The 25,026-nt window shown below is 63.3% G+C and carries 14 protein-coding genes; 8 read left to right on the top strand and 6 right to left on the bottom strand.

Annotation, left to right across the window (positions count from 1 at the left end):
- Positions 1-259: 259 nt before the first annotated feature.
- Positions 260-3,754, top strand: coding sequence for a carboxypeptidase regulatory-like domain-containing protein (locus tag I8J29_RS10490; RefSeq protein WP_208847572.1), 3,495 nt, complete (start codon positions 260-262; stop codon positions 3,752-3,754).
- Positions 3,755-3,944: 190 nt separating this feature from the next.
- A complete protein-coding gene (locus I8J29_RS10495) occupies positions 3,945-5,570 on the top strand; it encodes a glycoside hydrolase family 140 protein (RefSeq protein WP_208847573.1) in 1,626 nt (541 codons plus the stop codon).
- A gap of 217 nt (positions 5,571-5,787) precedes the next feature.
- On the opposite strand, the gene I8J29_RS10500 is transcribed toward I8J29_RS10495, so the two are convergent.
- Together I8J29_RS10500 and I8J29_RS10505 are read right to left on the bottom strand one after the other, a co-directional pair.
- Complete coding sequence (locus I8J29_RS10500; RefSeq protein WP_420831113.1) at positions 5,788-7,803, bottom strand: discoidin domain-containing protein; 2,016 nt, start codon at positions 7,801-7,803, stop codon at positions 5,788-5,790.
- A gap of 174 nt (positions 7,804-7,977) precedes the next feature.
- A complete protein-coding gene (locus I8J29_RS10505) occupies positions 7,978-11,733 on the bottom strand; it encodes a galactose-binding domain-containing protein (RefSeq protein ID WP_208847575.1) in 3,756 nt (1,251 codons plus the stop codon).
- A 481-nt stretch (positions 11,734-12,214) separates the two neighbouring features.
- On the opposite strand from I8J29_RS10505, the gene I8J29_RS10510 reads away from it, so the two are divergent.
- Complete coding sequence (locus tag I8J29_RS10510; protein ID WP_208847576.1) at positions 12,215-12,922, top strand: DNA alkylation repair protein; 708 nt, start codon at positions 12,215-12,217, stop codon at positions 12,920-12,922.
- Positions 12,923-13,346: 424 nt separating this feature from the next.
- Here I8J29_RS10510 and I8J29_RS10515 read toward each other — a convergent pair whose 3' ends face one another.
- From I8J29_RS10515 to I8J29_RS10530, 4 genes are all read right to left on the bottom strand, one after another.
- The gene (locus I8J29_RS10515; RefSeq protein WP_208847577.1) at positions 13,347-13,829 is read right to left on the bottom strand and encodes a hypothetical protein; all 483 of its coding nucleotides are present in this window, start codon (positions 13,827-13,829) and stop codon (positions 13,347-13,349) included.
- A gap of 699 nt (positions 13,830-14,528) precedes the next feature.
- The gene (locus I8J29_RS10520) at positions 14,529-15,602 is read right to left on the bottom strand and encodes a M42 family metallopeptidase (protein ID WP_208847578.1); all 1,074 of its coding nucleotides are present in this window, start codon (positions 15,600-15,602) and stop codon (positions 14,529-14,531) included.
- Between the two features lie 1,446 nt (positions 15,603-17,048).
- Positions 17,049-18,053: an N-acetylglucosamine kinase gene (locus I8J29_RS10525; RefSeq protein WP_208847579.1), complete on the bottom strand. Its 1,005-nt coding sequence runs from the start codon at positions 18,051-18,053 to the stop codon at positions 17,049-17,051.
- The gene (locus I8J29_RS10530) at positions 18,053-19,357 is read right to left on the bottom strand and encodes a 6-phospho-beta-glucosidase (RefSeq protein WP_208847580.1); all 1,305 of its coding nucleotides are present in this window, start codon (positions 19,355-19,357) and stop codon (positions 18,053-18,055) included. The genes I8J29_RS10525 and I8J29_RS10530 overlap by 1 nt, the downstream gene beginning before the upstream one ends.
- Before the next feature lie 270 nt (positions 19,358-19,627).
- Between I8J29_RS10530 and I8J29_RS10535 the strand changes: the two genes are divergently transcribed.
- From I8J29_RS10535 to I8J29_RS10555, 5 genes are all read left to right on the top strand, one after another.
- The gene (locus tag I8J29_RS10535) at positions 19,628-20,491 is read left to right on the top strand and encodes a MurR/RpiR family transcriptional regulator (RefSeq protein WP_208847581.1); all 864 of its coding nucleotides are present in this window, start codon (positions 19,628-19,630) and stop codon (positions 20,489-20,491) included.
- 222 nt (positions 20,492-20,713) lie between these two features.
- Positions 20,714-21,628 carry an N-acetylmuramic acid 6-phosphate etherase gene (gene murQ, locus I8J29_RS10540; protein WP_208847582.1) on the top strand — a complete coding sequence of 305 codons (915 nt, stop codon included), beginning with the start codon at positions 20,714-20,716 and terminating at the stop codon, positions 21,626-21,628.
- Positions 21,629-21,680: 52 nt separating this feature from the next.
- Entirely contained in the window at positions 21,681-23,132 is a 1,452-nt protein-coding gene (locus I8J29_RS10545; RefSeq protein ID WP_208847583.1) for an ABC transporter substrate-binding protein, read from the top strand.
- Positions 23,133-23,241: 109 nt separating this feature from the next.
- On the top strand, positions 23,242-24,147 hold the full coding sequence (locus tag I8J29_RS10550; protein ID WP_208847584.1) for a carbohydrate ABC transporter permease: 906 nt from the start codon (positions 23,242-23,244) through the stop codon (positions 24,145-24,147).
- Positions 24,148-24,164: 17 nt separating this feature from the next.
- On the top strand, positions 24,165-25,025 hold the full coding sequence (locus tag I8J29_RS10555) for a carbohydrate ABC transporter permease (protein WP_208847585.1): 861 nt from the start codon (positions 24,165-24,167) through the stop codon (positions 25,023-25,025).
- Position 25,026 lies beyond the last annotated feature (1 nt).

Here is a 25,026-nt window from a genome sequence, read left to right on the forward strand (position 1 = left end):
GAACGCGCCGATCCGACACCGTGCCCGAACTGACAAATTGCTACAGAACCGAGCCGGAATGCTTACCCTCCAAATAGTCATTAAGTCTGATTGGTAATTTTAGCCATTTACCGGATAATGAAGTCGTTCTCCATGCTCAGTCACGCGTAAGCTGCAACAGGCACACGACAGGAAGGATAACGAAAAGAGGAGGCCGTTTATGGGCACTATTATCGGTCGCGTTTCCCTTCAGCCTGCAGTCGCTCGACCCGGGGAATCCGTGAAGATCGAAGTTTTCGACACGCATGACAATTCATTAATCGGCGGGGCGTACGAGGTATCGATCAACGGGACGCCGGGGGCGGTCCAGTACCTGCAGTTCCCGACCGCCGGCCAGCGCAGGCTCGTCGTGCGGGCGCGCGCCGCCAGCGGCGAGTCGGACCGCGAGGTCGCGCTGCTCGACGTCATCGGCGAACCGCTCGCGTTCGCCTCCTATCAGAACGGCAAGGACATCGCCATGATCGGCGTCACCCAGCTGCCGACGAACCCCTACACCGCCGTCCTCTTCCTTGGCTCCTCCGTCGACACCCGCTCGCCCCATCTGCTCGGCACCGCCCCTTCCGTCTCCCCTCGTCCCGACAAACCGTTCGCGCTCGATTCGACAGCCGTGCAGCTCGCCGGCAAAGGCGCGCTGAGCCGCGTCATGCTCGCCAACTCGCAGGCCCTGCGCCAGGTGGAAACGAAGCGCCTGGTCAACACGCGTCTCAAGCCCGCGATCGCGCCGGCGGAGCGGCTGCCGCTCCGGCGTCCGCCCCAGGCGACGACCCGGCGGATGGTCGGCGCGGTGTACGACCTGACGACGATCGACGTGAAGGACGCGCTGAAGCGCGCCGCGACGACAACGCCGTTGGAATACGAGTGGGACTTCGGCGACGGCACGAAGGCGACGACGCGCACGCCGATGGTCAGCCACGATTATTTCGCCGCCATCGACCACGCGACGGGAGTCGGCCAGTTCACGGTCAGCTGCTGGGCCAAAGCCTCGGGCGTCCTCGTCAAGCGGACGCTGACGATCCATTCCGCCTACGCCATCTGCAAGCGCGGCGGCACCGTCGTCCCGCATACGTCCGCCGAGCTCTTCGCCCGGAAACGCTACAACATGCTGAGCGGCACGTTCACCGTACATAACGTCGAAGACGAACCGATCGTGCTGGATCGCTTCTCCGTCACGCCGAACGCCGACGACGCGGAAGGGGTCGCGCTGCCGCGCCCGTTCGTCGCGCTGCGCCAGCCCGTTACCGTCGCGCCCCGTTCCAAGTCGATGATCGGCGTCAACGTGCCGTTCGTCGCGGACAATCCGCAGGCCGGCGAGCTGCGCTACGACGTCAAGGGCTTCTCGGTGCTGTACGCGGGAACGGTCGGCGCGCATCCCGTGCGCTGCGGCGTCGCGTTCGACGTGCCCGTGCCGGAGTGGAACAAGAAGCCGGAGCCGCTCCTCCGGCTGCCGGAGGTGCCGAACCAGGAGCGGAAGCCGTGGCCGTGGGAGATCGTCCAAGGCAAGCTGGACGCCGCGGCGAATCCGATACTGGACGCCTCGCAGGCGGGCCATGCCATACTCGACGCGAAGACGGGCACGCTCGCCGTGTCGCTCGGAACGCTGAACGGCGGCGCGGCCGCGCTGTCGAGGGACAAAGCGATGCAGGTCATGCAAAGCGTGTTCGCGCCGGCCGAAGCGGCGATCGAGACAAGGCGGGCCGCGGCGCCGGCAGCGACGCCCCTCCAACTCCGCAAGCTGCAGCCGGAGCAGCTCACGCTGAAGGACATCGCGGTCCGCCCGCTGCCGAACGTGCCGGTGCGCAACGTGCTGAACGGTTTGGGCGGCGTCCACGCGCTCTCGGGTCCGCCGCTTCCGGGCATGATCGCCGAAGGGCAGATTTGCGACCCGGATAATTTGACCGAGGACGAATTGGCGAAAGCCGAGAAGGGCCAGCTGGTCTGCCAGCTGACGAGCGAAACGACGGACGTCACGATGCCGGCCCGCTGGATGAACGCGCGCAAAGGCGACGTGATCCTGTCCCCGGGCGGCGACGGCATCATCGGCGGTTTGATGCTGAACGTGAGACCGGCGCAGTGGTACAGCCATTCCGGCATCATGACGCGCAACTACGACGAGATCACGCACAGCACGGGCAGCCAGAAACGCCTCATGGACCATCTGGTCGGCATCGTGTCCGGCTCGGACGGATTCGACCCGCACGTGCTCAAATACATCTGGCCCGGGGCGATCACGCAGACCGTGCAGCATTCCATCGAAGGCGAGAATTTCCCGGATCCCGAGTACGACAAGACGTATTCCGTCTCCGCGTTCGGGCCGCACACCGTCGGGGTCACGCATAACGACAAGCTCGTCATGATCCCGCCGCTCGTCCTGAAGCCTGACCCGATGCAGGAGACGCCGGCCGTGCGCACGGCGCTGCACGCGATCGCGACGGACGCGCGCAACGACGCGGGACGGCCGGGCGTGAAGCCGAAATATCATTACCGCTGGTACTGCTACACCGATCCGACGATCGGCCAAGGCGAGCCGGAAGGGCCGGACGCCGGCTGGGCGGCCGGCACGCATCCGTCCGTGTGCTCGTCCTACATTTGGATGCACGCCAAGGCGCGGGGCGCGCATCTCGAAACGAGCCAGGCGCTGGTCACGCCGACCGACCTGGAGCCGGAAGATATCGCGACCGAGGCGACGGTCCGGCCGACGACGCCCGACGGCCTGTACACGTATTCCGCGCAGGAGCGGTCGGACGCCGCGTATTGGCTGTACGACACCGTCTACAACCAGGCGTACGAGCTGGCCGGCTGGTTCGGCGAGATACTGACCGACGGCGCGGACGACGTCGCCAACCAATTCTTGAACGCGTTCGCCAACGACGACGCCGACGGCAAAGACAGCACGGCCTGGCAGAACGTCACCGACGCGGACGCCGTCTCGCCGGACGACATGCTGTGGTGGGACGGTCCGGCGCGCGGCGGGCTGTACGGCTTCGCGGAGCCGGCGATTTATCGCGAGCCGCGGGTCGAGAGCTACACGGTCAGCCGGTGGAAGAAGGTGCTGAGCCGCGGAACCGTGCACGGCCATGTGTACGCGGACGGCGCCCCGGTCGCCGGGGCGCTGGTCCAGGTGTTCGACGGCAAATCCGCGTTCACGGGAGACGACGGCGGCTATTCGCTCAAGGACGTGCCGCTCGGCGATTATCAGCTTCGCGCGTCGAAGACGATCGACGGCAACCTGTATGCCGCGCAGGTCCATATCGCTTTGCACGCCGAGGACCTCGTCGCGGACGTGCAGCTGCAGCCGCCGTCGGACCGGTTCCGGATCGCGCAGGTATTCATCGACTTCTGGGGCCGCGACGAGGAGAACTTCGGATCCGACGAAATCAAAGACCCCGGCCCGGAATATTTCGAGCTCGAGCTGGGACCGGATAAGCTCGTCAATACGGCGACGCGGACGTACAAATGGGGCGGCGAGGTGCGCCTGGAGTACAAATTCACCGTGCGCCTGCTGCTGAACAATACCATCGACGTCGAGGTGCAGGGCACGTTGTACGAGGGAACGAGCGAAGACAACCACGATCTCGACGGCCAAGGCGGCCTGACCTTCCAGGCCGGCGTCGGGCAGACGACGGGCGCGACGCTGACGATCACGAATACGGACGAGGACGACGATGACGCGGGCGTGCTGAGCATCTCGGTCAAGAACGTCCGCAACACGAACTGACGGCAAGCCTGCCCGCATGACGGAAGGCGCATGGCCGCCGGCGGCCGTTCGCGGCCGGGGGAAAAGAGAAGCCCGCCCGGGGCTTCTCTTTTCGCTTGCCGGCGCGCCGCGCTGATTCAATCCGCGCGCCGGGAGATTAAAGCGTGTGTAAAGGCAGGCCGATCGGCCGATCCGAAAGGGAGGAATACCCATGACAACCGTGCAAGTCCGGCAAAACGAAGTAGCGGAGCTGACGTTCGAGGCCGCCGTCGCGTACGAGGATCCGTTCAATCACGTCCGGCTCGAAGCGTTCGTCTCGACGCCGGGCGGCGAGACGCTGCGGGTGCCCGGCTACTGGGCCGGCGGCAGCGCGTGGAAGATTCGCTACGCGTCGCCCGAGATCGGCGAGCACCGCGTCATCACGAAGTGCTCGACTCACCGCGACGAAGGCTTGGATGCGCGGGCCGCGACGGTCGTCGTCGAGGCGTACGAAGGCGACAATCCGCTCTACAAGCACGGCGCCGTGCGGGCCGCCGCGGGGCGCTCCTGCTTGGAGCACGCCGACGGCACGCCGTTCTTCTGGCTCGCGGACACGTGGTGGATGTCGCTGACGGACCGGCTGCGGTGGCCGGACGATTTTCGGTGGCTCGCGGAGGACCGGATCGCGAAGGGCTTCACCGCCGTGCAGGTCGTGGCGGGCCTCTACCCCGACATGGGGCCGTTCGACGCGCGCGGCGCCAACGAAGGCGGCCAGTCGTGGGAAGCGGACTTCGCGCGGATCAATCCGGCGTTCTTCGACGCGGCGGACCGCAAGCTCGCCTACATGGTCGAGCAGGGCCTAATGCCGTGTCTCGTCGGCTGCTGGGGCTATTATTTGGATTTCGCCGGGAAGGACAAGCTCCGCCGGCACTGGGAGTACCTCGTCGCCCGCTATGGCGCGTATCCGCTCATGTGGTGCGTCGCCGGCGAGGCGAACATGCCGTATTATCAATGGGACGCGTTCAAGGACGCGGGGAAAAAAGCGGCGTACATGGCGCGGCATAAGGTCGAGTGGACGGAAATGGCGGCCTATATCCGATCGATCGATCCGTTCGGGCGCGGGCTGACGATCCATCCGACGGAATACGGCCACGAGATGGTCGAGGACGCGTCGGTGCTCGATCTGGACATGCTCCAGACCGGCCATTCCGGGATGCTGACCGTCGAGCGCACGACCGCCCGCATCCAAGCCGCCGTCGCCCGGGAGCCGAAGACGCCGGTCATCAACGCGGAAGCCTGCTACGAAGGCATCGGCGGGACGAGCCTGGCGGACGTGCAGCGGATGCTGTTCTGGAACTGCGTGCTGAACGGCGCCTGCGGCCATACGTACGGGGCGAACGGCATCTGGCAGGTGAACGACGAGGAGCAGCCGTACGGCGCCTCGCCGACGGGCATCGCGTGGGGGCACGTCTTCTGGAAGGAAGCGGCCGCGCTGCCGGGCTCGAAGCAGGTCGGCCTGAGCAAGCGGCTGCTCGCGCGCTACGATTGGTGGCGGTTCGAGCGGCATCCGGAATGGCTGAACCCCGTGCCTGACGACGCCGACGTCTATGCGCGCCCGTACGCGGCGGGCATTCCGGGCGAGGTGCGGATCGTCTACGCGCCGATTCATTCGGTGTTTCCGGGGCTGACCGTGCGGGAACTGGAGCCGGACGTTCCGTACCGCGCGTTCCTGTTCGATCCGGCGACGGGCGAGGAATACGACCTTGGGCGCATCGTGCCGGAAGCCGGCGGCACGTGGCCGACCGGTTCGCTGCCGGTCTTCCACGATTGGGTGCTGGTGCTGGAGCGCGCGAGCTGACGGGGGAGCGGACGGCTTTAGGCGAGATTGGCTTCCGGCCCATCGACGAGAACTCGGCGCATGAACGGAATTGAACGCGCTCCGAACAAGGCGTATGAACGCAAGAGAGTCAACGACGTAATGGATAACGCAAACGAAAAAAGGGCCGGAGACCGCCAGATTCAGGCGGCTCCGGCCCTTGCCGCAAGCGAAGCGATAAGGCTTCGCTTGCGAGGGATCAGGCATAGACTTCCAATTCGAATAACGAGTAGCCGTACGGCGTGTTGCGCTGCGTGCCCGTCACTTTGACGTAGCGGGCATCGACCGGCGCGAAGAACACGTTGTCGATGCCGCCGTCTCCTTCCGACGTGGCATAGACCTTCGTCCAGTGCTCGCCGTCCGTCGATACCTCGATGGCATACGCCTTCGCGGAGGCGTTCTCCCAGTTCAGCAGGACGCGGCCGACGGTTTGCGCGGAGCCGAGATCGACGCTGATCCACTGCGGATCGCCGAACGCCGATTCCCAGCGCGTGCTCTTGTCGCCGTCCACGGCGCGTTCGCCGCCCTGCAGCGGATTGTCGGACGCGGCCGCCGGCTTGTTCAGCGCGAGGTTGGCTGCCGGCAGAATCGCCTGCATGACGGAGTCGCCCGCGTAGCCCGCCGCCTGCACCGTCGCCTGGTACGGCTTGGCTTCGGTGAACAAGGCCGCGTTCAGTGTAATCTTGCCCGCGGCGACCGCATATTGATCGGCACGAAGCGCCGTTCCGTTCAGCTCGACGGCGTTGATGGCGCCGCGCCAAGCCGCGTCGTCCGCGAACGTCAGCTCGATCGGCTTGCCGAGGACGTTGTCCGCGTCGTCCGCGCGCAGCGCGGGTCCGGCGAGCGGCGCCTTGTCGCCCGCGTACACCTCGAGCTCCCAGAGGGAGAAGCCGTACGGCGTGCCGCGCGCGATGCCGTTCATTTTGACGAAGCGAACGCTGACGGGATCGAACGACAGGTCGTCGATGCCGCCGTTGCCGTTCTCGGTCGCGTAGACCGTCTTCCACGTCTCGCCGTCTTCGGAGACGTCAATCGTGTACGCCTTGCCGTACGCGTTCTCCCAGTTCAGGACGACGCGGTTGATCGTCTTGGCGGCGCCGAGGTCGACGCTCATCCATTGATGGTCCGCGAAAGCCGATTCCCAGCGGCGGTCCAGCCGGCCGTCGACCGCGTCCGCGCTGGAGCGGTGGTAATCCGGCGAAGAAGACGTCGGTCTGCCGAACGCCAGGTTCAGCGGGTTCGGATTCGTCTGGCCCGGGTCCTGCCCCGGGCTTTGCCCCGGATTCTGGTTCGGGTCGTTGTTGTCGGCGATTGGCTGTCGCACGACCGCATCCGCGTAATCCTTCGCTTCGACCGTGATCGTATACGCGCCGGCCTTGGCGAACAGAGCCGCGTTCAGCGCGAGCTTGCCTTCGGATACCGCGTATTGGCCCGCGCCCAGCGCGGCGCCGCCCAGCTTGACGGCCGCGATCGCGCTTCTCCACGCCGCGTCGTCGTCGAACGTGACGACGATCGGCTGGCCGACGGCCGCGTCCGTCGCGTCCGCGTTCAGCTCCGGCGCGCTTGGCAAGCCGTCGGCGTCGCCGTACACTTCGAAATCATAGAGCGAGTAGCCGTAGTTCGTCGTGCGCTCCGTTCCCGTTACTTTCACGTACCGCGCGCTGACCGGCAGGAAGCCGATGTCGATCGGGCCCGGCTTGCCGTTTGTCGTGGCATATACGGTCTTCCAAGTCTTGCCGTCGGCGGACGCGTCCACCGTGTAGCTCTTGCCCGCGGCGTTCTCCCAGTTCAGCTGCACGCGGCTGACAACGTTCTCCGCGCCCAGATCGACCGTGATGAACTGCGGGTCGCTGAAGTCGGATTCCCAGCGGGTATTCTTGTTGCCGTCGACCGCGTATTTGCCCGGCTGCTTCGCGCCGTCCGACGTCGTCGCCGGTTTGCGGAGGGCAAGATTGACGTTCGAGCCCGTCACGATCGTTTGCTTGACGGCGGTGTTCGCGAAGCCCTTCGACGCGATGGAGACGTCGTAGCTGCCGGCTTTCGGGAACAGCGAGCCGTCGAGCGTGATGCGGCCCGGCGCAACGTGGATCTTGCCGGCGTCGACCGCCGTGCCGTTCACGCTCACGGCCGTGATGGCGGTCCGCCAATCGGCGAAATCGTCGAAGCCGATGTCGATCGGCTGTCCGGCGCGGTTCATCGCGTCGTCCGCGGTCAATTCCGGCGCGTCGAGCGCGCCGGCCGGCGTGCCGTAGACTTCCAGCTCCCACAGGGAGTAGCCGTAGTTCGTCGTGCGCTGCGTGCCGGTTACCTTGACGTAGCGGGCATTCTCGGCCGCGAACGTGATGTCTTCGATGCCTTCGCGGCCGCGCGTCGTGGCATAGACGGTCTTCTATTCCTTGCCGTCCGCGGATACTTGAACGGTGTAGCTCTTGCCCGCGGCGTTCTCCCAGTTCAGGCGCACGCGGCTGACTTTGTAGTCGGATTTCAAGTTGACCGTGATGAATTGCGGGTCGCTGAACGCGGACTCCCAGCGCGTGTCGGCTTTGCCGTCGACCGCGAAGGCGCCGGCCTTGTTCGGGTTGTCGGACGTGGCCGCCGGCTTGTTCAGCGCCAGATTCACGGTGCTGTTCGTCGTCACGATCTGCTTGATCGCCGCGTCCGGATAACCGGCCGCTTGCACGGTAACGTCGTAGCCGGCTTCGACCGGGAATACGTCCGCTTCGAGCGTGATTTTGCCGGGTTGCACCCGGTAACGCGAAGCGTCGACCGGCTCGCCGTTCACCTGCACGGCGCCGACGGCTTGCCGCCAAGCCGCGTTATCCGCGAACGTCAGCTCGACCGGCTGGCCGACGACGTTCTGCGTCGTATCGGCCGTGAGGCGCGGCGGGATCGCTTGATCGAGATCCGTCGTCTTCGTCGGATCGACCTTGACGAGCGACTTCGCGCCCACTTTGGCGGAGCCGGTCACGCCGGCCGCGCTATGGAACGTCACGGTGATCGGCGCGTTCGTCGGGTTCCAGATCATCGCCGAGTAGGCCGTGCCTTTCTTGTAGACCGTGGCGCCGGACCAGCCGCTCGCCCAGATGTCCGTCGTGCGCTGGCCGAGCGTCGCCATGTTGTGCACGAACCAGTACGTATCGAAGATTTCGTTCTTCTGCGTGCCTTCGACGGTGAATTTGTCCAGCACCGCCTGCGGGTCGCTCAGCGACTCGATCGGCCAGACGATGTGCTGCCACGCGTCTTCCGGCCCTTCGTTGTCCGCGACCATGCCGTTGTACAGGTCGGCGGCCTTCTGCGGATCGAAGCCGTAGCTCGTCAAGTATTCGCCGGTCGGCAGCCAGTGGATGCCGTAAATGTTGACCGGATCGCCGCTGAAGAACGTGCCGAAATTGTACGCGCTGCCGTAGACTTGGCCCGTCGACTTGTGGTCGAACGCCGGCAGCCAGTTGTCGCCGTCGTAGTTGAACCAGTACTGCTCGACGGCCTTCAGCTCCGTGGTGAAGCCGTAGATGGCGATGTCGCGGTACGCTTTGTCGCCGGACAGCAGCCCCCACATGTATTCGCCGACCCAGCCGAACAGCGATTCGCCCGCGGCTTCCTGGTTGTTGCCGTTGTTGTTGTCCCCGTAGCCGCCGGCCCACGAATGGCCCTCGTACGGATCGAAGTTGCGCAGGAACGGATACTGCGGGTCGTTCTTCGACGGGTTCGCGTAATCCCGCACGAGCTGCTCGACCATGCCGCCGTAGTCGTCCTTGAAGTCCTGGTCGTACGTCGCCAGAATCGCGGAGGCGAACACGTAATAGCCGTACGTGAAATGGTGGTCGGTCAGGCCGGTGTTGGCGCCGAACTCGCTCGATTTGTAATACATCGTCCCCCATGTCGGGTCATAGTACATGAAATAGTCCGGTTCGCCCTTCGTGTACGTGTACCAGTCGGTCAGGATCGCGCGCAGCCGGCCGAGGAACAGGTTCTTGTAGGTGTCGTCGCCGATCTGATCCGCGATCAGCACGCCCATGGCGAGCGGATGCAGCACCTTGCCCTGCCAGTACGCGTCGCCGGACATGATGTTCTTCGATGTCGCCTCGTCGAGGTAAGCGAGCTGCTCCAGCAGCGCGTCGCGCGAATACGCCTTGTCGCCCGGCTCCGTGAACTGCGGCACGATGCCGTAGAACCGGTCCGTCGTCGTGAACGCGTTGCCCTCATGCAGCTTCAGCGTGCCCCGGATGGACGGATACGACAGCGCCGTCAGCGCGTCGCCGGTCTGCTTCCATTGATGCGGCAGCAGCGCCATCAGCGTCGTGTCTTCGAGGTCCGTCCGCTTCAGGTCGATCGTCGCCTCGAACTTGGTCGTCACCTCGGACGTCGCTTCGTCGAAGCCCGGCGTCACCGTCGTCTTCGTCACGAACGCATATCCGTGGCGGTAAAAATAGTTCAGGTCGCCCGCGGACGGCATCGCGGCCAGGGACAGGTAATGCTCCCCGCCGCCAAGGCGGATCTTCACTTTATTGCCGACTTTGATGAACGTGGAGCCTTCCGGCGCGAAGACGCCGTAGTGGCGCACGACGGTCTTCTGCTCCGGCGAGCCGTCGACATTGGCGACGGTGAAGCCGATGTGGTCCGCCGTCAGCGCGTCGCCGTCGGCCGCGAGCACCGGCTTGCCGTCGTCGCCGAAGAACGTAGCGGCGACCGGGAAGTACAGGTCCGGCGTCGTCGGATCGCTGAATTCCGAATACAGGTACGGCGAGCCTTTGACGAGCGTCGTTTCCATCTTCTTCGCGTCGTTGTCGCTGAAGACGACGGTCGCGGACCAATCGCTGTAGCCCGACACGACGTTCTTGGCGCGCAAGGCGCCGATGTTGCCGGCCGACAGGTAGAAATCCGGCGCGCCGTCGGCGGCTTGCGAATTGCCGTCCTTGTTCGCCCAGCCGGCGCCCGGATTCAGGACGCCGAGGCCTTGCGGCGTATATTTGGACTTGAGCGGGAGCGTCACGAGGCTGTCGCTCAGGTTCTTGATCAGCACGGACTGCCACCAGTCGTTGGAGGCGATCGGCGCGGTCACGCCGGCGGTCTTGTTGATCGGCGGACGCGGCTGCGGCATGGAGATGTCGCTCGTCAGGTAGCTGCCTTTGCCGACGTCGACGACGGACGCGGCCGGAAGCGCCGGAATGTCATAGACCGGCTTCGGATCGCCCGGCACATAGTCGTACACGTTGAAATCGTACAGGGAGTAGCCGTAGCTCGTCGTTCGGCTGATGCCTTTCATCCGCACGTAGCGGCCGCTGGCATAGATCGGCGCGTCCATCCAGCCTTCATGGCCGTTCATTTCGCGGTACACCGTCGTCCATTGCTCGGCATCGTCGGATACCTGCAGGTCGTAGACGCGGCCCGCGGCGTTCTCCCAATTCAGCCGCACGCGGCCGACTTCGCGGATGCTCCCGAGGTCGACGTAGATCCATTCGTCGCTCGTGTCCTTGGACGACCAGCGCGTAGCGGACGTGCCGTCGACCGCGTACTCCGGAAGCAGCATCGGCTTGTCTTGTTCGGTTTGCTGGTAGGAGGATACCTTCACGGGACGGTTCTTGGCGACGTCCTCGCCCAGCACGACCGGCGACGGGTTCGCGCCGCCCTTGCCGTATACTTCGAATTCATAAAGCGAGACGCCGTAATTGCCGGAACGCTGGAGCGACAGCATGCGGACATAGCGCCCGGCGGCCGACAGCGCGATCGTGTCCGTGCCGCCGTCGCCGACCGGCTGGACATACGCGTCCTTCCATTCCGATTCGTCGTCGGATACTTGGATCTTGTAGGACTTGGAGTAGGCGTTCTCCCAGCGGAGCACGACCTTGTCGATGTCGGCGGCGTCGCCGAGGTCGACGTAAATCCATTGCGGGTCCGCGCCGAACGCGCTGCCCCAGCGGGAATCCCCGTCCCCGTCCACCGCCTTCTCGGGCGAGAGGCCGCTCTCCGTCGACGAGGCGTAAGCGGCGCCCTCGTAAGAGAGCAGGCGCGAGGCGCCCTCCGCTTTCGCGGCGCTTGCGTTCGGTATCGGCGCAAGGTTGACCGCGCCGAGCGTCATCGAGAGCACGAGCGACAACGTAGCGATACTGCGGCATTTTTTGAAACGTTTGGTGGTGCGTGAAGCCATCCTCGAACTCCCTCCTTGGAATCGTCCCCTTAACGGGGGGATAAGGTACTGCCTGCTTGCCTTGCGAAACCGGGTTCCGCTTGCGGAGAACTAGTTTCACGGCGTCATTATATGCTGTCGAATCCCGTTCAACAATGGGCACAAACGACTAGCAAATTTTGGTTGATGGGTCTTTGAATCTATGATGAAGGAGAAAAATGCAAAATATTGGCCGAAAATGTAAGCGCAAACCAATCGTGTGACTCCGCCGTCCGGGATGATAGGGCCGGGCTTCTCGGCAAAAATCGACACGGGATGGCGAGTAGGCATAAGGGCCCTATGCGGGTCGAAAGGACTTTATCAAAATTTGATGGAACGGAGGGCCCTCCGGGATGCCGAAACGGCCGATATGGCCTGTCTCGGCGGGCGAACTCACCGGGTCGGCCAGGTATGGTATAGTGGAGGAAACGCAGGATTGGGGAAGCGGGAGGGCGGTCGGACAATGACGTACGAAGACGTAATGCGGCAGCTGGAAACGATGGGCACGGCCCAGACGAAGAAGACGTTCCTGAACCATGGCGCGCGGGAGCCGCTCTTCGGAGTGAAGGTCGGCGACCTGAAGAAGCTGGTCAAGGCGGTCAAAAAGGACCAGGCGCTCGCAAGCGCGCTATATGAGTCCGGCAACAGCGACGCGATGTATTTGGCCGGCCTGACGGTCGACCCGGAGACGGTGCCGAAGGAGCGGCTGCGGGCTTGGGCCGCGATGGCGAATTGGTATTTGCTCGCGGAGACGACCGTTCCCGGCCTGGCGGCGGAAGGACCGCACGGCCGCGAGCTTGCCCTGGAATGGATCGCGTCGCCGGAGGAGCTGGTCGCGGCCTGCGGCTGGAGCACGTACGCGAACCTCGTCTCGATCAAGCCGGACGAGGCGCTTGACCTCGAGGAGCTGCGCGGGCTGCTCCGGCAGGCGCGGGAGTCGGTGCACGCGGAGCGAAACCGCGTCCGGTACGCGATGAACGGCTTCGTGATCGCGGTCGGCGGCTACGTCGCGGCGCTGCACGGGGAGGCCGCCGCCGTTGCGGACGCGATCGGCAAGGTGCGGGTGAACGTCGGCAACACGGCCTGCAAGGTGCCGTCGGCGGCGGATTATATCGCCAAGATGGCGGGCATGGACCGGATCGGGCGGAAACGCAAGACTTGTATTTGTTAGGCGGGGGCTGCCGGGAAAGCGGACCGTTCGCCATGGTTGAGGGCTAGAAAAAGCAGACGATTAGCGACAGCGGACAAGCAGCTCAAGCAAGCGGCTAAAGCAAGCCGCAGCCGCCGGTAAGCGGCTCGGCATGTCATAGACACGAACAAGCGGCCATCATGATGCTGGTCAGCGCAAACAACGCTTACATGCGAACAAGCGTGGCGCGAACGAAGCTATTAATAGAGAACAACCCCTTAACGGAGCAAGCAGCAGGCAAGAACCTACTCATCGCGAAATTCGCATAAACGTCAGCGAGGAGCAAACACGAGAGACGATTATGCGCGAACAACCTCGAAACGCAAACAAGCAGCAGCCTTCGGCCGAAGGCTGCTGCTTGTCGCTCGGGGCGGCCGCGCCGGTACGGGAAGCCGCGCTGCCGGGGCTATTTGCGGCCGATATCGTGATTCACGGCGATCAGGCCGATGACCTGCTCCGCATCGTCGCTTCCGCCGAACCACAGCTCGCCGCTGCCGATCATGACGCCCTGCCCGTTGGCGAACAGGCTCTTCTCGTCCTGGTTCGCGATGGCGTCGCGCACTTCTTTCGTGATGATCGATTTGTACTGATCGATGAAGTCGCGTCTCGTCTGGATGCGATGCTTGCCGTCGGCGCCGTTCACCTTGAGCGGATACAGGATATGGTTCGCGACCTCCGTCATGTCGTCCTTGGCGATGGCGGCTTTGACCGTCCGGAAGACCTCGAGGAACGCCTGCCGGTCCTCGATGCCGGCCGCCGCGAACGGATCTTGGTCCATTTCGAATTTGGCCGGAACGGGCGATTCCGCCCCGGATGCCGAGCCGGAGTTCGCCGCCGCGTCATCGCGATTCGGCGCGCTGCCGCAGCCTCCGGCCATCAACAGCGCCATGCTTATCAAAACGGCCGCGAAGAGCCGTGATCGTGACCGGGAACGGGATACATTTCGATGTTTGGCGGGAAACTCGTTCATAGTGCAACACCTTCCTCTTCTCCCTTGGGCTTTCACTTTATGGACGAAGGGAGGGGGAATAATGTTTCGAGGTTCCTTGTAAGAAAATAGTGGGATAGGCCTAGGCGAGCCGGACGGCGTGCCGCCCTTTGGTCGCGTGCTTCGCGGCCGCGCGGACTACGGCCGGAGCCCGGAAAAACGCCCTTTCGGCCGGCTCCGTTTCGACTGGCGCGGCGTTATAGCCGGGAGTGATATCGGCGGTGGAAGATGCCGCCGGCAGTGCCCCGCCGGCAAGCCGAAAAGCGCCTCCGCCCCGTTTGGCGGAGGCGCTTCGTTGCCGTGGCCCGATCGCGCGTCAGGCGCGGTCGAGAATCGTCTGGCACGTCGCGCGGTCGCAGTTTTCCATGAGCGTCATGAGCAACTCCTTGGGCATCGCAAGCCGAAAAGCGCCTCCGCCGTGGCGGAGACGCTTCGCTGCCGCGGCCCGATCGCGCGTTAGGCGCGGTCGAGAAGCGTCTGGTACGTCGTGCGGACGCATTTTTCCACGAGCTTCACGAGCAGTTCTTTGGCCGCATCGCAAGCCGAAAAGCGCCTCCGCCGAATGGCGGAGACGCTTCGTTGCCGCGGCCCGATCGCGCGTCAGGCGCGGTCGAGAATCGTCTGGTACGTCGTGCGGTCGCATTTTTCCACGAGCTTCACGAGCAGTTCTTTGGCTGCGTCGTAATCATCCGTGTGCAGCACGGAAGCGGACGTGTGGATGTAGCGCGCGCAGACCCCGATGACCGTCGACGGGATGCCGCTCCCCTGCGTGTGGACGGCGCCGGCGTCCGTGCCGCCCGGCGAGACGAAATATTGGTACGGGATCTTGTGGGTTTCCGCCGTATCGAGCACGAACTCCACCATGCCGCGGTGCGTCAGCATCGTCGGATCGTAGATGCGCAGCAGCGCGCCTTGGCCGATTTGCCCGAAAGCCGACTTGTCGCCGTTCATGTCGTTGGCGGCGCTGGCGTCCATGGCGAAGAACAGGTCCGGCTTGATCATGTTCGAGCTGGTCCGCGCGCCGCGCAGGCCGAGCTCCTCCTGAACCGTCGCCCCCGCATACAGCACGTTCGGCAGCTGCTTGCCCTTCAGTTCTTTCAGCAGCTCGATGGCCAGGCCGACGCCGTAGCGGTTATCCCACGCTTTGGCCATGATTTTCTTCGGGTTCGCGAGCGGCGTGAACGGGCAGTGGGGCACCGCCTGAAGGCCGATGCGGATGCCAAGCTCCTGCGCGTGCGCCTTGCTGTCGGCGCCGATGTCGATGTACATCCCCTTCACGTCGAGCGGCTTGCCGCGCGAGGCCTCGTCGAGCAGATGGACCGGCGTCGTGCCGATGATGCCGGCGAGCGGCCCGTTGTCCGTCATCACCTGGATCCGCTGCGCCGGCAGCACTTGGCTGAACCAGCCGCCGAGCGTCTGGAATTTCAGCATGCCGTTTTCGGTAATGCCGTTAATGAGGAATCCGACCTCGTCCATGTGGCCCGCGGCCATGATGACCGGACCGCTCTCGTCGCCGCGTTGCACGCCGAAAATGCTGCCCAGCCGGTCCTGCACGATCTCGTTCGTATACTTCTCCATCTCGCCGCGCACGAAGCGCCGCAGCTCCCGCTCGAATCCCGGCGCCGCCTGGAAATCCGTCAGCGTCCGGAACAGCTCCATCGTTTCTTGATTCATCCCGCATTCCTCGCAATCGTTTAAAATTAGGCGCCCGTCGGCGCATCAACATACCTTCTGCCGTCATTCCGATCCGCAACCTACATTTTACCGCCTTTTCGCGCCGGGGTAAAATCGCGGGCCGCCGCGCCGGAAAGCGGCGAGCGAAGGAACGGCAGTCGGGCAGGCGTGCGGCAGTTGGGCAAGTGTGACTGCAATCGGGCAGGCGTGTGGCAGTTGGGCAAATGTGGCGGCAATCGGGCAGGCGTATGGCAGTTGGGCAAATGTGGCGGCAATCGGGCAAGCGTATGGCAGTTGGGCAAGTGTGACGGCAATCGGGCAGGCGTGTGGCAGTTGGGCAAATGTGGCGTCAATCGGGGAGGCATGCGGCAGTTGGGCAAATGTGGCGGCAATCGGGCAGGCGTGTGGCAGTTGGGCAAGTATGACGGCAGTCGGGCAGGTGTGTGGCAGTTGGGCAAATGTGGCGGCAATCGGGCAGGCGTATGGAAGTTGGGTGAGTGTGGCGGCAGTTGGGTTTGCGTAACGGCTGAGTACGTGCGGGGCGACCTGATAGGCAGGCGAATAACGCCGCGGGGTGGGGGATAGGCGGAGCGCCGGCCTGCGAGTATTGAGGCGAAGCGTGGCTTGCCAGTTCGGGGAGTCGGTTCGGCAAGGCAGCGTGGTGGTTTCGCGGACATGAACGCCGTTATTTCATACTAATTACCCCATTTTCGAATCGAGCGGACACACGTTCCGTTATTCGCCGAAAACGGCTTCGTTTTGACGGGAAATCGGCAATAGCGGCGCCTGTGTCCGCCAAACGCGAAAATACCGCCCATTCTTCAAAATAGCGGCTTTCCTTTCCGCAAAGATGAAGCGGCGGCGGGTTATGGGACGATTGCAAACGTTGGCGGGCCTAATATTCCGCGGGCTCGCGTGCCGCAGCGCGTCTCTCCGGATGCGCCCGAGGTTCGCGAGTAGCAGCGCGTCTCGATGGATGCGCCGGAGGTTCGCGAGTAGCAGCGCGTCTCGCCGGATGCGCCGGAGGTTCGCGAGTAGCAGCGCGTCTAGCGCGTTGTGCCGGAGGTTCGCGAGTAGCAGCGCGTCTTGCCCGAGCGTCACAGGCATGCGAATCGCAGTGCGTCTCGCATAATGAACCGCCGAGCTTTCACGGCGCAGCGCATCCCGAGCGCATCATTGCCGCCGGCCGCCGGCCGCGCCTCGGCCTGCTGAGCAATGCGCCGCCGCGCCGGCCGCCGGCCGCGGCTTCGCGCGCGGACGTCCCACAGCGGCGCGGGCGCCTCAGCCTGCTGAGCAATGCGCCGTCGCGCCTGCCGTCGGCCGCGGCCTCGCGCGCGGCCGGCCCGCCCCAAATACCAGCAAGCCCCGCCGCCTCCATCCAACCGGAGACGACGGGGCTTGCGCTCGGCTAGCCCGCAACGATCCGGGGGCGCCTCGCGCGCAGCATCACGGCCGCCCCGTCACGCTCGCGATGACGGCCCGGCGCATGTCCGCGCCCGCCGGGCGGCCGTGCGCGAGCTCCAGCGCCCACAGCACGGCGCCGGTCGCCGGCGGCACCTGCAGCACCATGTAGCTGCAGCGCTGCGGCGACAGCTCGGCGACATGCCGCTTGAACCGCTCGAGCAGGAGCGGGCTCTCCGCCTTGACCCAGACGGAGCCGGCCAGCACGACGTCGACCGGCTCGTCGCCGAAGTCCAGATGCGCGAGGCAGCCGGCGACGGAATGGGCGAGCTGCTTCGCCGAATGCGCGACGATCGCGACGGCGGCTTCGTCGCCCGCGTCCGCGGCGGCGAACAGTATCCGCATGAGCGCCGTGTTCGGCAGCGTGCGCTTGACGGAGCCTTCCGCGGCGTACTCCATGAACCGCTCGCGCGCCGGCACCTCGAGCAGCGCCAGGACCGGCTCCGTCATCGACGTCGCCGGCCCGAGCCGGTACAGCGCGTCGTACACGGCCCGCAGCACCCGCCGCGCGAGGTAGAAGCCGCCGGCTTCGTCGCCGGCGAGCTCGCTGCCGATACCGCCGATCTGCAGGCGGCTGCCGTCCGGGGCGATGCCGCCGGCCACGGTGCCGGAGCCGTTGATCGAGCAGACGCCGTACCCGCGCGCGCTGCCGGCCTTTACGCCGAGGAACGAATCGTTGTCCACGGCGTACCGCGCGAACCCGAGGCGCTCGACGACGCGGCCGAGCCGCTCCTTCTGCGACGGAACATCCGCGCCGGCGAGGCCGAACGCGCCCGCGGCGACGTCCGCCATCCTCAGCCCGTTGCGCCCGAGCAGCTTCCGGAGCTGTTCGTCCATGATACGGCAGGCGCTGTCGTAGCCGTCCGGGAACCGCTCGTGGCTGCACGTGCCGGCGTTCAGATGATCGACGAACCGGCCGTCCAAGCCGAACAGAAAATAATCGGTCTTGCTGTTGCCGCCGTCGACCCCGATGACGTACCGGGCGTCCATCAGACGTTCGCTTCTTCCTTGAAGAATTGCGGCAAGTACGCCTTATGCGCTTCCTTCAGCTCGTCGAAGGCGCCCCGGGCCGCGTTATAGTCGCCGACCAGCGGATTCATCAGCAGCGCGCGCATCGCCGCGTCCTCGTCGCCCGAGACGGCGGCGGCGACGGTCTCGCGCTCGTACGCCTTCACCATCCGCATGTAGTCGATGATGTGCGGATTGTCGAAGGTTTCGATCCGGATCGGCTTCGCGCCGTCCTTGCCGACGACCGCGCAGACTTCGACCGCGTCGTCGTCGCGCATGAAGCCGAGCGCGCCGTTATTCAGCAGGTTGACGACGTGCACTTCCCGCTTGTCGTTATGAATGGCGTCGACGAGGCTGATGGCGACCTCGGAATAGTTGGCGCCGCCGCGGGAGGCGAGCAGCTCCGGCTTGGAATGAAGCTCGGCGTCGGCATAGATGCCGAGCAGCTCTTCTTCGATTTGGATGCATTTCTCGCCGCGGGACAGCTCCATGTCCTTGACGATTTGCAGCTTCTTGTCTTGGAAATAGTAATATTCCAGGTAGGAGGACGGGATCGCGCCCGCCATCCGGATCAGCTCCTTGCCGAAGCCGCTGGCCGGGATGTTCTTCATCGTCTCGCCGTTCAGGCCCATCTCCAGCGCGGATTTCAAGTAATCCTTGCCGTCCTGCTCGATGCCGGTGATCCAGCTGAGATGATTGAGGCCGACGTATTCGATGTTCGGATGGTCCAGGCCGAGCGATTCGCGGATGCTCTTGAACATGTTGTACGGCACGTTGCAGAGGCCGAGCATCTTAATGTCCGTATGATTCAGGATCGCCTCCGTGATGATGCCGGCGGGGTTGGAGAAATTGATCAGCCACGCGTCCGGGCAAAGCGCCTTCATGCGCTCCGCGACATGCAGCATGACCGGAATGGTGCGCATGGCTTTGAAGAAGCCGCCGATGCCGCACGTTTCTTGGCCGATGAGGCCGTACTTGAGCGGGATCTTCTCGTCGAGCACGCGCGCGGGCAGCTTGCCGACGCGGATCTGGCCGAGCACGAAATCGGCGCCGCGCAGCGCCTCGTCGAGATCTTGCGTCCTAATGACGCGGCATGGCATGTCTGCGGCAGCTATCATCCGTTCGCACAGCTCGCCGACGATGCGCAGCTTGCGCTCGTCGATGTCCATCAGGACGAGCTCGCCGATGGGCAGAACGGCCTTGCGTTTGATCATGCCTTCGATGAGCTCGGGGGTGTACGTGCTGCCGGAACCGATAATGGCGATTTTGAGGCTTGCTTGCGTCATGAAATCCACTCCTGTTCGCATCCTGTTGACGGCCGCGAAAGCGCGGCGCCGAACTGAGGCCATTATAGCACGCAGCCTCCGTGCCAACAATAAAAAATAGATTTAAAATTTCACTATGAATTTTTGTTTTGAAATAAAATTTCTAATAAGGCAAACCCGGAACGCGCCGAAAGGTGACGCCGCACGTCGTTTCTCCCTTGTGTTTTGCCATGAATCCGCTTAAGATAAGAGGGAATTCGAGAGGACAAACTAGGCGGGTAGGGACGGGACATGGCGATAAACGACAACATATTGATCAAGATTCGGGACATGAAGGACAGCATGACGCCCGTTGAGAAGCTGGTTGCCGATTTCATCTTGGAGAATACGGACGAAGTGCCGCATCTCTCCATCAAGAGCCTTGCCCAAATGAGCAAGACGAGCGACGCCTCCGTGCTTCGCTTCTGCAAAACGCTGGGTTACAGCGGCTACCGAAGCTTCATCGTCAGCATCTCGGCTTCGCTCGGCTCCAGGGACGAGGAACAGAAGGACCAATATACCGATATTCAGCCCGGCGACGACCTGCCCATCATCATCTCCAATATCGCCCGGAACAACATCAAGTCCATCGAGGATACGCTCAGCGTCATCGACCGCGACCAGGTGACGAAGGCCGTGAAGGTGCTGCGCGAGAGCAACCGGATCGTCTTCTTCGGCGTCGGCGCGTCGGGCATCGTCTGCCAGGACGCGGAGCAGAAGTTCAGCCGCATCAACAAGATGTGCCACGCCTACACCGACAGCCACAGCCAGCTGACCGCGGCCACGCTGCTCGGCAAAGGCGACGTCGCGTTCTTCGTCTCGAACTCCGGCGACACGGTCGAAATTCTCGACGCGCTGGAGCTGGCCCGGAAGAACGGGGCGACGACGATCGCGATCACCAAGTACAACAAGAGCGAACTGGCGGACAAGTCGGACATACTGCTCAGCATCTCCACGCCGGAGCTGACGATGCGCAGCGGCGCCATGGGATCGCGGATCGCGATGCTGACGGTCGTCGACATGCTGTTCGCGGGCGTGGCCAGCGCCGAATACCAGCACGTGAAGAAGTACCTCACCAAGACGCACAACATTTTATCGGGCAAGCACCGCAAATAGGCGCCGAACACCGGAAATAACGGGAAAACGACATGGGAAAGCTAGCGCTGAACATGTCTTTTTTTCGGCCTCGTCCAAAATTTTAAATCAAATAATAATTTTAGAGTAAAATTTTATTTCAGAATCTATTGACGGATATGGCAACTCGACGTAATATGGGACTTGAGAAACAGAAAGTGTGTTAGATAAACTAACATCACGACTTAAGGTAGGAGAATGGTTATGAACGAATATCTAGCGGGATTGACTACGGAGAAGATTAACCAGGACACGCTGATGATCGACGAATGCACGACCGAGGAGATGGTCCGGCTGCTCAACCAAGAGGACGCCAAGGTGCCGGCCGCGGTCGCCGCAGAAATTCCGCGGATCGCGAAGGCGGTCGATATTCTTCATGGGCTGCTGAAGAACGGCGGACGGATGTTTTACATCGGTGCGGGCACTTCCGGCAGATTAGGGGTGCTCGACGCATCGGAGATTCCGCCGACGTTCGGGACGGACCCATCGCTGGTGCAAGGATATATTGCCGGCGGGGATATCGCGCTGCGTGTCGCCGTGGAAGGGTTTGAAGACAATGCGGAGGAGGGGGTAGCGTTAATCGATCGCTGCGGCATTACAGAGAAAGACGCGGTGATCGGCATCTCGGCCAGCGGGAGCGCCAGGTTCGTCATCGCCGGCTTGAAGCGGGCGGCGGAGCTCGGCGCGAAGACGATCGGCGTCGTGAACAACAAGGACTCCAGGCTCGAAGCGGCGTGCGACGTCTGCATCGCGCCGGTCGTCGGTCCGGAGGTCATCATGGGCTCGACCCGTTTGAAAGCGGGTACAGCGACGAAATTGGTGCTCAACATGCTGACGACCTGTACAATGGTGAAATTGGGCAAGACCTACAACAACCTGATGGTGGATCTGAAGGCCAGCAACATCAAGCTGAACGACCGCTCGGTGCGGATCATTCAGACCGCGACCGGCGCCGATTCGGAAACGGCCGAACGAGCGCTCCGCCAAGCGTCCATGAATTGCAAGCTCGCCATTATGATGATCGTCACCGGTTTGGACGCCGCGGACGCGGAGCGGGAGCTGGTCCGGAGCGAAGGCAGCCTCAAGGCCGCCATCCGGAATTGCACGAAGGTCGGTTAACGAGATTTGATCAGGACATTCTAATGCTGAATCCTTAAGGAGGATTATTCCTATGAAGACGAAATCCCGTGTGTTGGCATCCGTATTGGCTTTGGGTTTATCCGTGACGACGCTGGCGGCTTGCGGCTCCAATAACGGCGGCAACGAAGGCAGCGCGGGCAACGCCGGCGGCAGCGCGGGCTCCGGCGGCGCGGCCGAAGCGAAGGACACGATCACCGCGCTCCTGCCGCCGGTTTCGCCGAAGTATCAGGACAACTTCGAGCAGATGGCGAAGGACTTCAACGCGCAGTATCCGAACCTGACGCTGAAGATCGAACCGGCCAGCTGGGAGGACATGACCCAGAAGCTCGACACGCAGGTCAACGCGGGCAGCCCGCCGGACATCGCGTTCATCGGCTCCGACGGCATTTCCAAGTACGTGCAGCAGGGCATGCTGATGGACGTCAAGGACGCCGCGACGGCCGACATGCTCGCGGACTTCGATCCGGCGCCGATGGAATACATGAAGAACGGCGACGGCGTCTACGGCTTCCCGGCTTACATGGAAGCGCATGCGCTCGGCGGCAACAAGGAATTCCTCGAGAAAGCCGGCATCGACTACAAGGCGGTGCAGAAGAACGGCTGGACCTACGACGAGTTCCGCGAAGCCATCAAGAAGGGCGTCGTGAAGGAAGGCGACAAGACGTCCCGCTACGGCTTCGTGTTCGCGACCGCGGGCGTCGCGTCCAAGGATTATCTGAACATTCTCGTCAAGAACGCCGGCATGCCGAACGCGTTCACGACGGACAACAAATACGCGTACACGAGCAAAAACTACCTGGAAGTGCTGAAGGACATCCGCCAGCTGATCGACGACGGCTCCATGCCGAAGGAGCTTAGCTCCGTGGACGCGGGCAAGCGCTGGAACATGTTCCTGACGGGCCAAACGATGATCACGGGCAAGGGCCTCGCGACCTTCGAGAACTCCGCGAACCAAAACAACGCCAAGATCGACGCGAACGACGGCAGCGCGGTCAAAGGCAGCATCAAAACGGACTACATCGTGCTTCCGGTTCCGTCCTTCCTCGGCCAGCCGCCGGTCACGTCGGTCGCCGTCGACGGCTACGTGACGTTCCGCGGCAAGAAAGAGCCGTCCGCCGAGCATAAAGCGAACGTCGTCAAAGCGGCGTACTTCCTCGCGAGCGGCAAAGTCGCGGCGACCACGAACAACGACCTGTTCGTCGCGCATATTACCAAAACCGGCCGTACGGCAGCCGAGAGCATGACCGTCAACCGCAATCCGGACAACGTCGCCGCGGTCACGACGCTGCTGTCCCACGCGGCTCCGGCCCGTCCGGACATCCCGGTCGAGCTCGGCGCGAAAGCGATCAAGCTCGAAGACGAAGTCATCGTTCCGAAGCTGCAGGCGCTGCTGGCCGGCGAACTCTCGCCCGAAGACATGTACGATGCCGTGAAGAAAGCGGCCGTCGACGCGTTCGGCGATGACGGCGTCGTGAAGGATTGATCGTCCTCTTCGGATAGCCCCTCGGATAGCCCCTTGCGTCCAAGGCGGCTATCCGAACTCTTTTTATCCCGCATTCATCGATCCGATCGCCGAAAAGAGGTGCTGCCTTATGAACCAACCAACCAAGAGACCGTTCTTCAAACGCCGGCTGGAAAGCGACAACGGCTGGGGTTACGCCTTCATCGCCGTCGCGCTCGTCGTCTTCGCGCTGTTCACCGCCTATCCGGTCGCCAGCGCCTTCATCATCAGCTTTCAGGACTACAAGCCGCTCGGCTCCGCGTTCACCGGCTTCGACAATTACACCGAAACGTTCAAAGACGCCTTGTTCTGGAAATCGATCCGCAACACGATCGTCTATACCGTCCTGACCGTGCCAGTCGCGCTGCTGCTGTCGTTCGCGGTGGCGATTCTCATATTGCCGCTCAAGAAGTGGCTGCAAACGACGTTCAAAGCCGTCTATTATCTCCCCGCGGTCGCGTCCGGCGTCGCCCTGTCGGTCGTCTGGCTCTGGATGTTCGACCCGATGGAATCCGGGATTTTCAACCGGCTGCTCGGCCTGTTCGGCGTTCACAACCAGAATTGGCTCGGCTCCGGCAGCACGGCGATGTTCTCCCTCGTGCTCATGGCGTGGCTGTCGAGCCACGGCACGAGCATCATCATCTACTTGGCCGCGCTGCTCGGCATCGATACGAGCTACTACGAAGCCGCGGATCTCGACGGCGCGACGTTCCTGCAGAAGCTGCGCTACATCGTCGTGCCTTGCCTGAAGCCGACGACCTTGTTCCTGCTCGTGACGGGCGTCATCGGTTCCTTCCAGGTGTTCCAAAACGCGTACCTGATGACCGGCGGCGGTCCGGACAACGCGACCACGATGGTCGGCCTGCTGATCTTCAACAACGCGTTCAAATATTTCGAGTTCGGCAAGGCGGCCGCGCAGTCGCTGATCCTGGCGGCGCTCATCGCCGTCGTCGCGCTCATCCAATTTAAATTTTTCGGCAAAGAAGTGGAGTATTGAGGAAGGAGGCAACGCCGATGTCGCTGTACAAAAACTACCCGGACCGCAGCATGCCCAAGCGGTTCCGCAACGGCACGATCGTGGTGCTGCTTCTGCTGTTCGCGCTGGCCACGATTTTCCCGATTTACTTCATGATCATCTCGTCGCTCGGCGATCCCGTCGAAGCGGGCGCCATGAGCTATTCGCTGTGGCCGACCAAGATCTCGTTCGCGTCCTATAAATTTTTCTTCGATTACAGCGAGTATTCCCTCCGCTGGCTGGTCAATTCGCTGCTCGTCGCCGGCAGCGTCATGATCTCGAACGTGATCTTCGCCAGCATGGCGGGCTACGCGTTCTCCAAGGTCAAATTCCGCGGCCGGGCGTTCCTGTTCGCGCTGCTGCTGATCGCCATGATGATTCCGTACCAGGTGACGCAGGTGCCGCTCTACATTCTGATCGTCAACGTCTTCGAGCTGCAGAACACGTACACCGCGCTGATCGTGCCGGGGCTCGTGACGGTCTATAACATCTTCCTCGCGAAGCAGTTCATGTCCTCGATCCCGAAAGAGATCATCGAGAGCGCCAAGATCGAAGGCTGCAGCCAGTTCCAGATCTACCTGCGGATCATCCTGCCGCTGTCGAAGACCGTGCTCGCGGTCATGGCGATCCTGACGTTCATGGACAGCTGGAACACGTTCTTCTGGCCGTTCCTCGTGACGAACACGATGGACATGCAGACGATCCAGGTCGGGCTCAAAAACTTCCGCTTCGCGAACACGACGTACTTCGCGCCGATGATGGCGGGCGCGACGATCTCCGCCCTGCCGATGTTCGTCCTGTTCTTCAGCCTGCAGCGGTACTTCCTCGAGGGCGTGACCGTCGGCGCGGTCAAAGGCTGAC

It is taken from the genome of Paenibacillus artemisiicola (assembly GCF_017652985.1).
Taxonomy (GTDB): Bacteria; Bacillota; Bacilli; order Paenibacillales; family Paenibacillaceae; genus Paenibacillus_Z; species Paenibacillus_Z artemisiicola.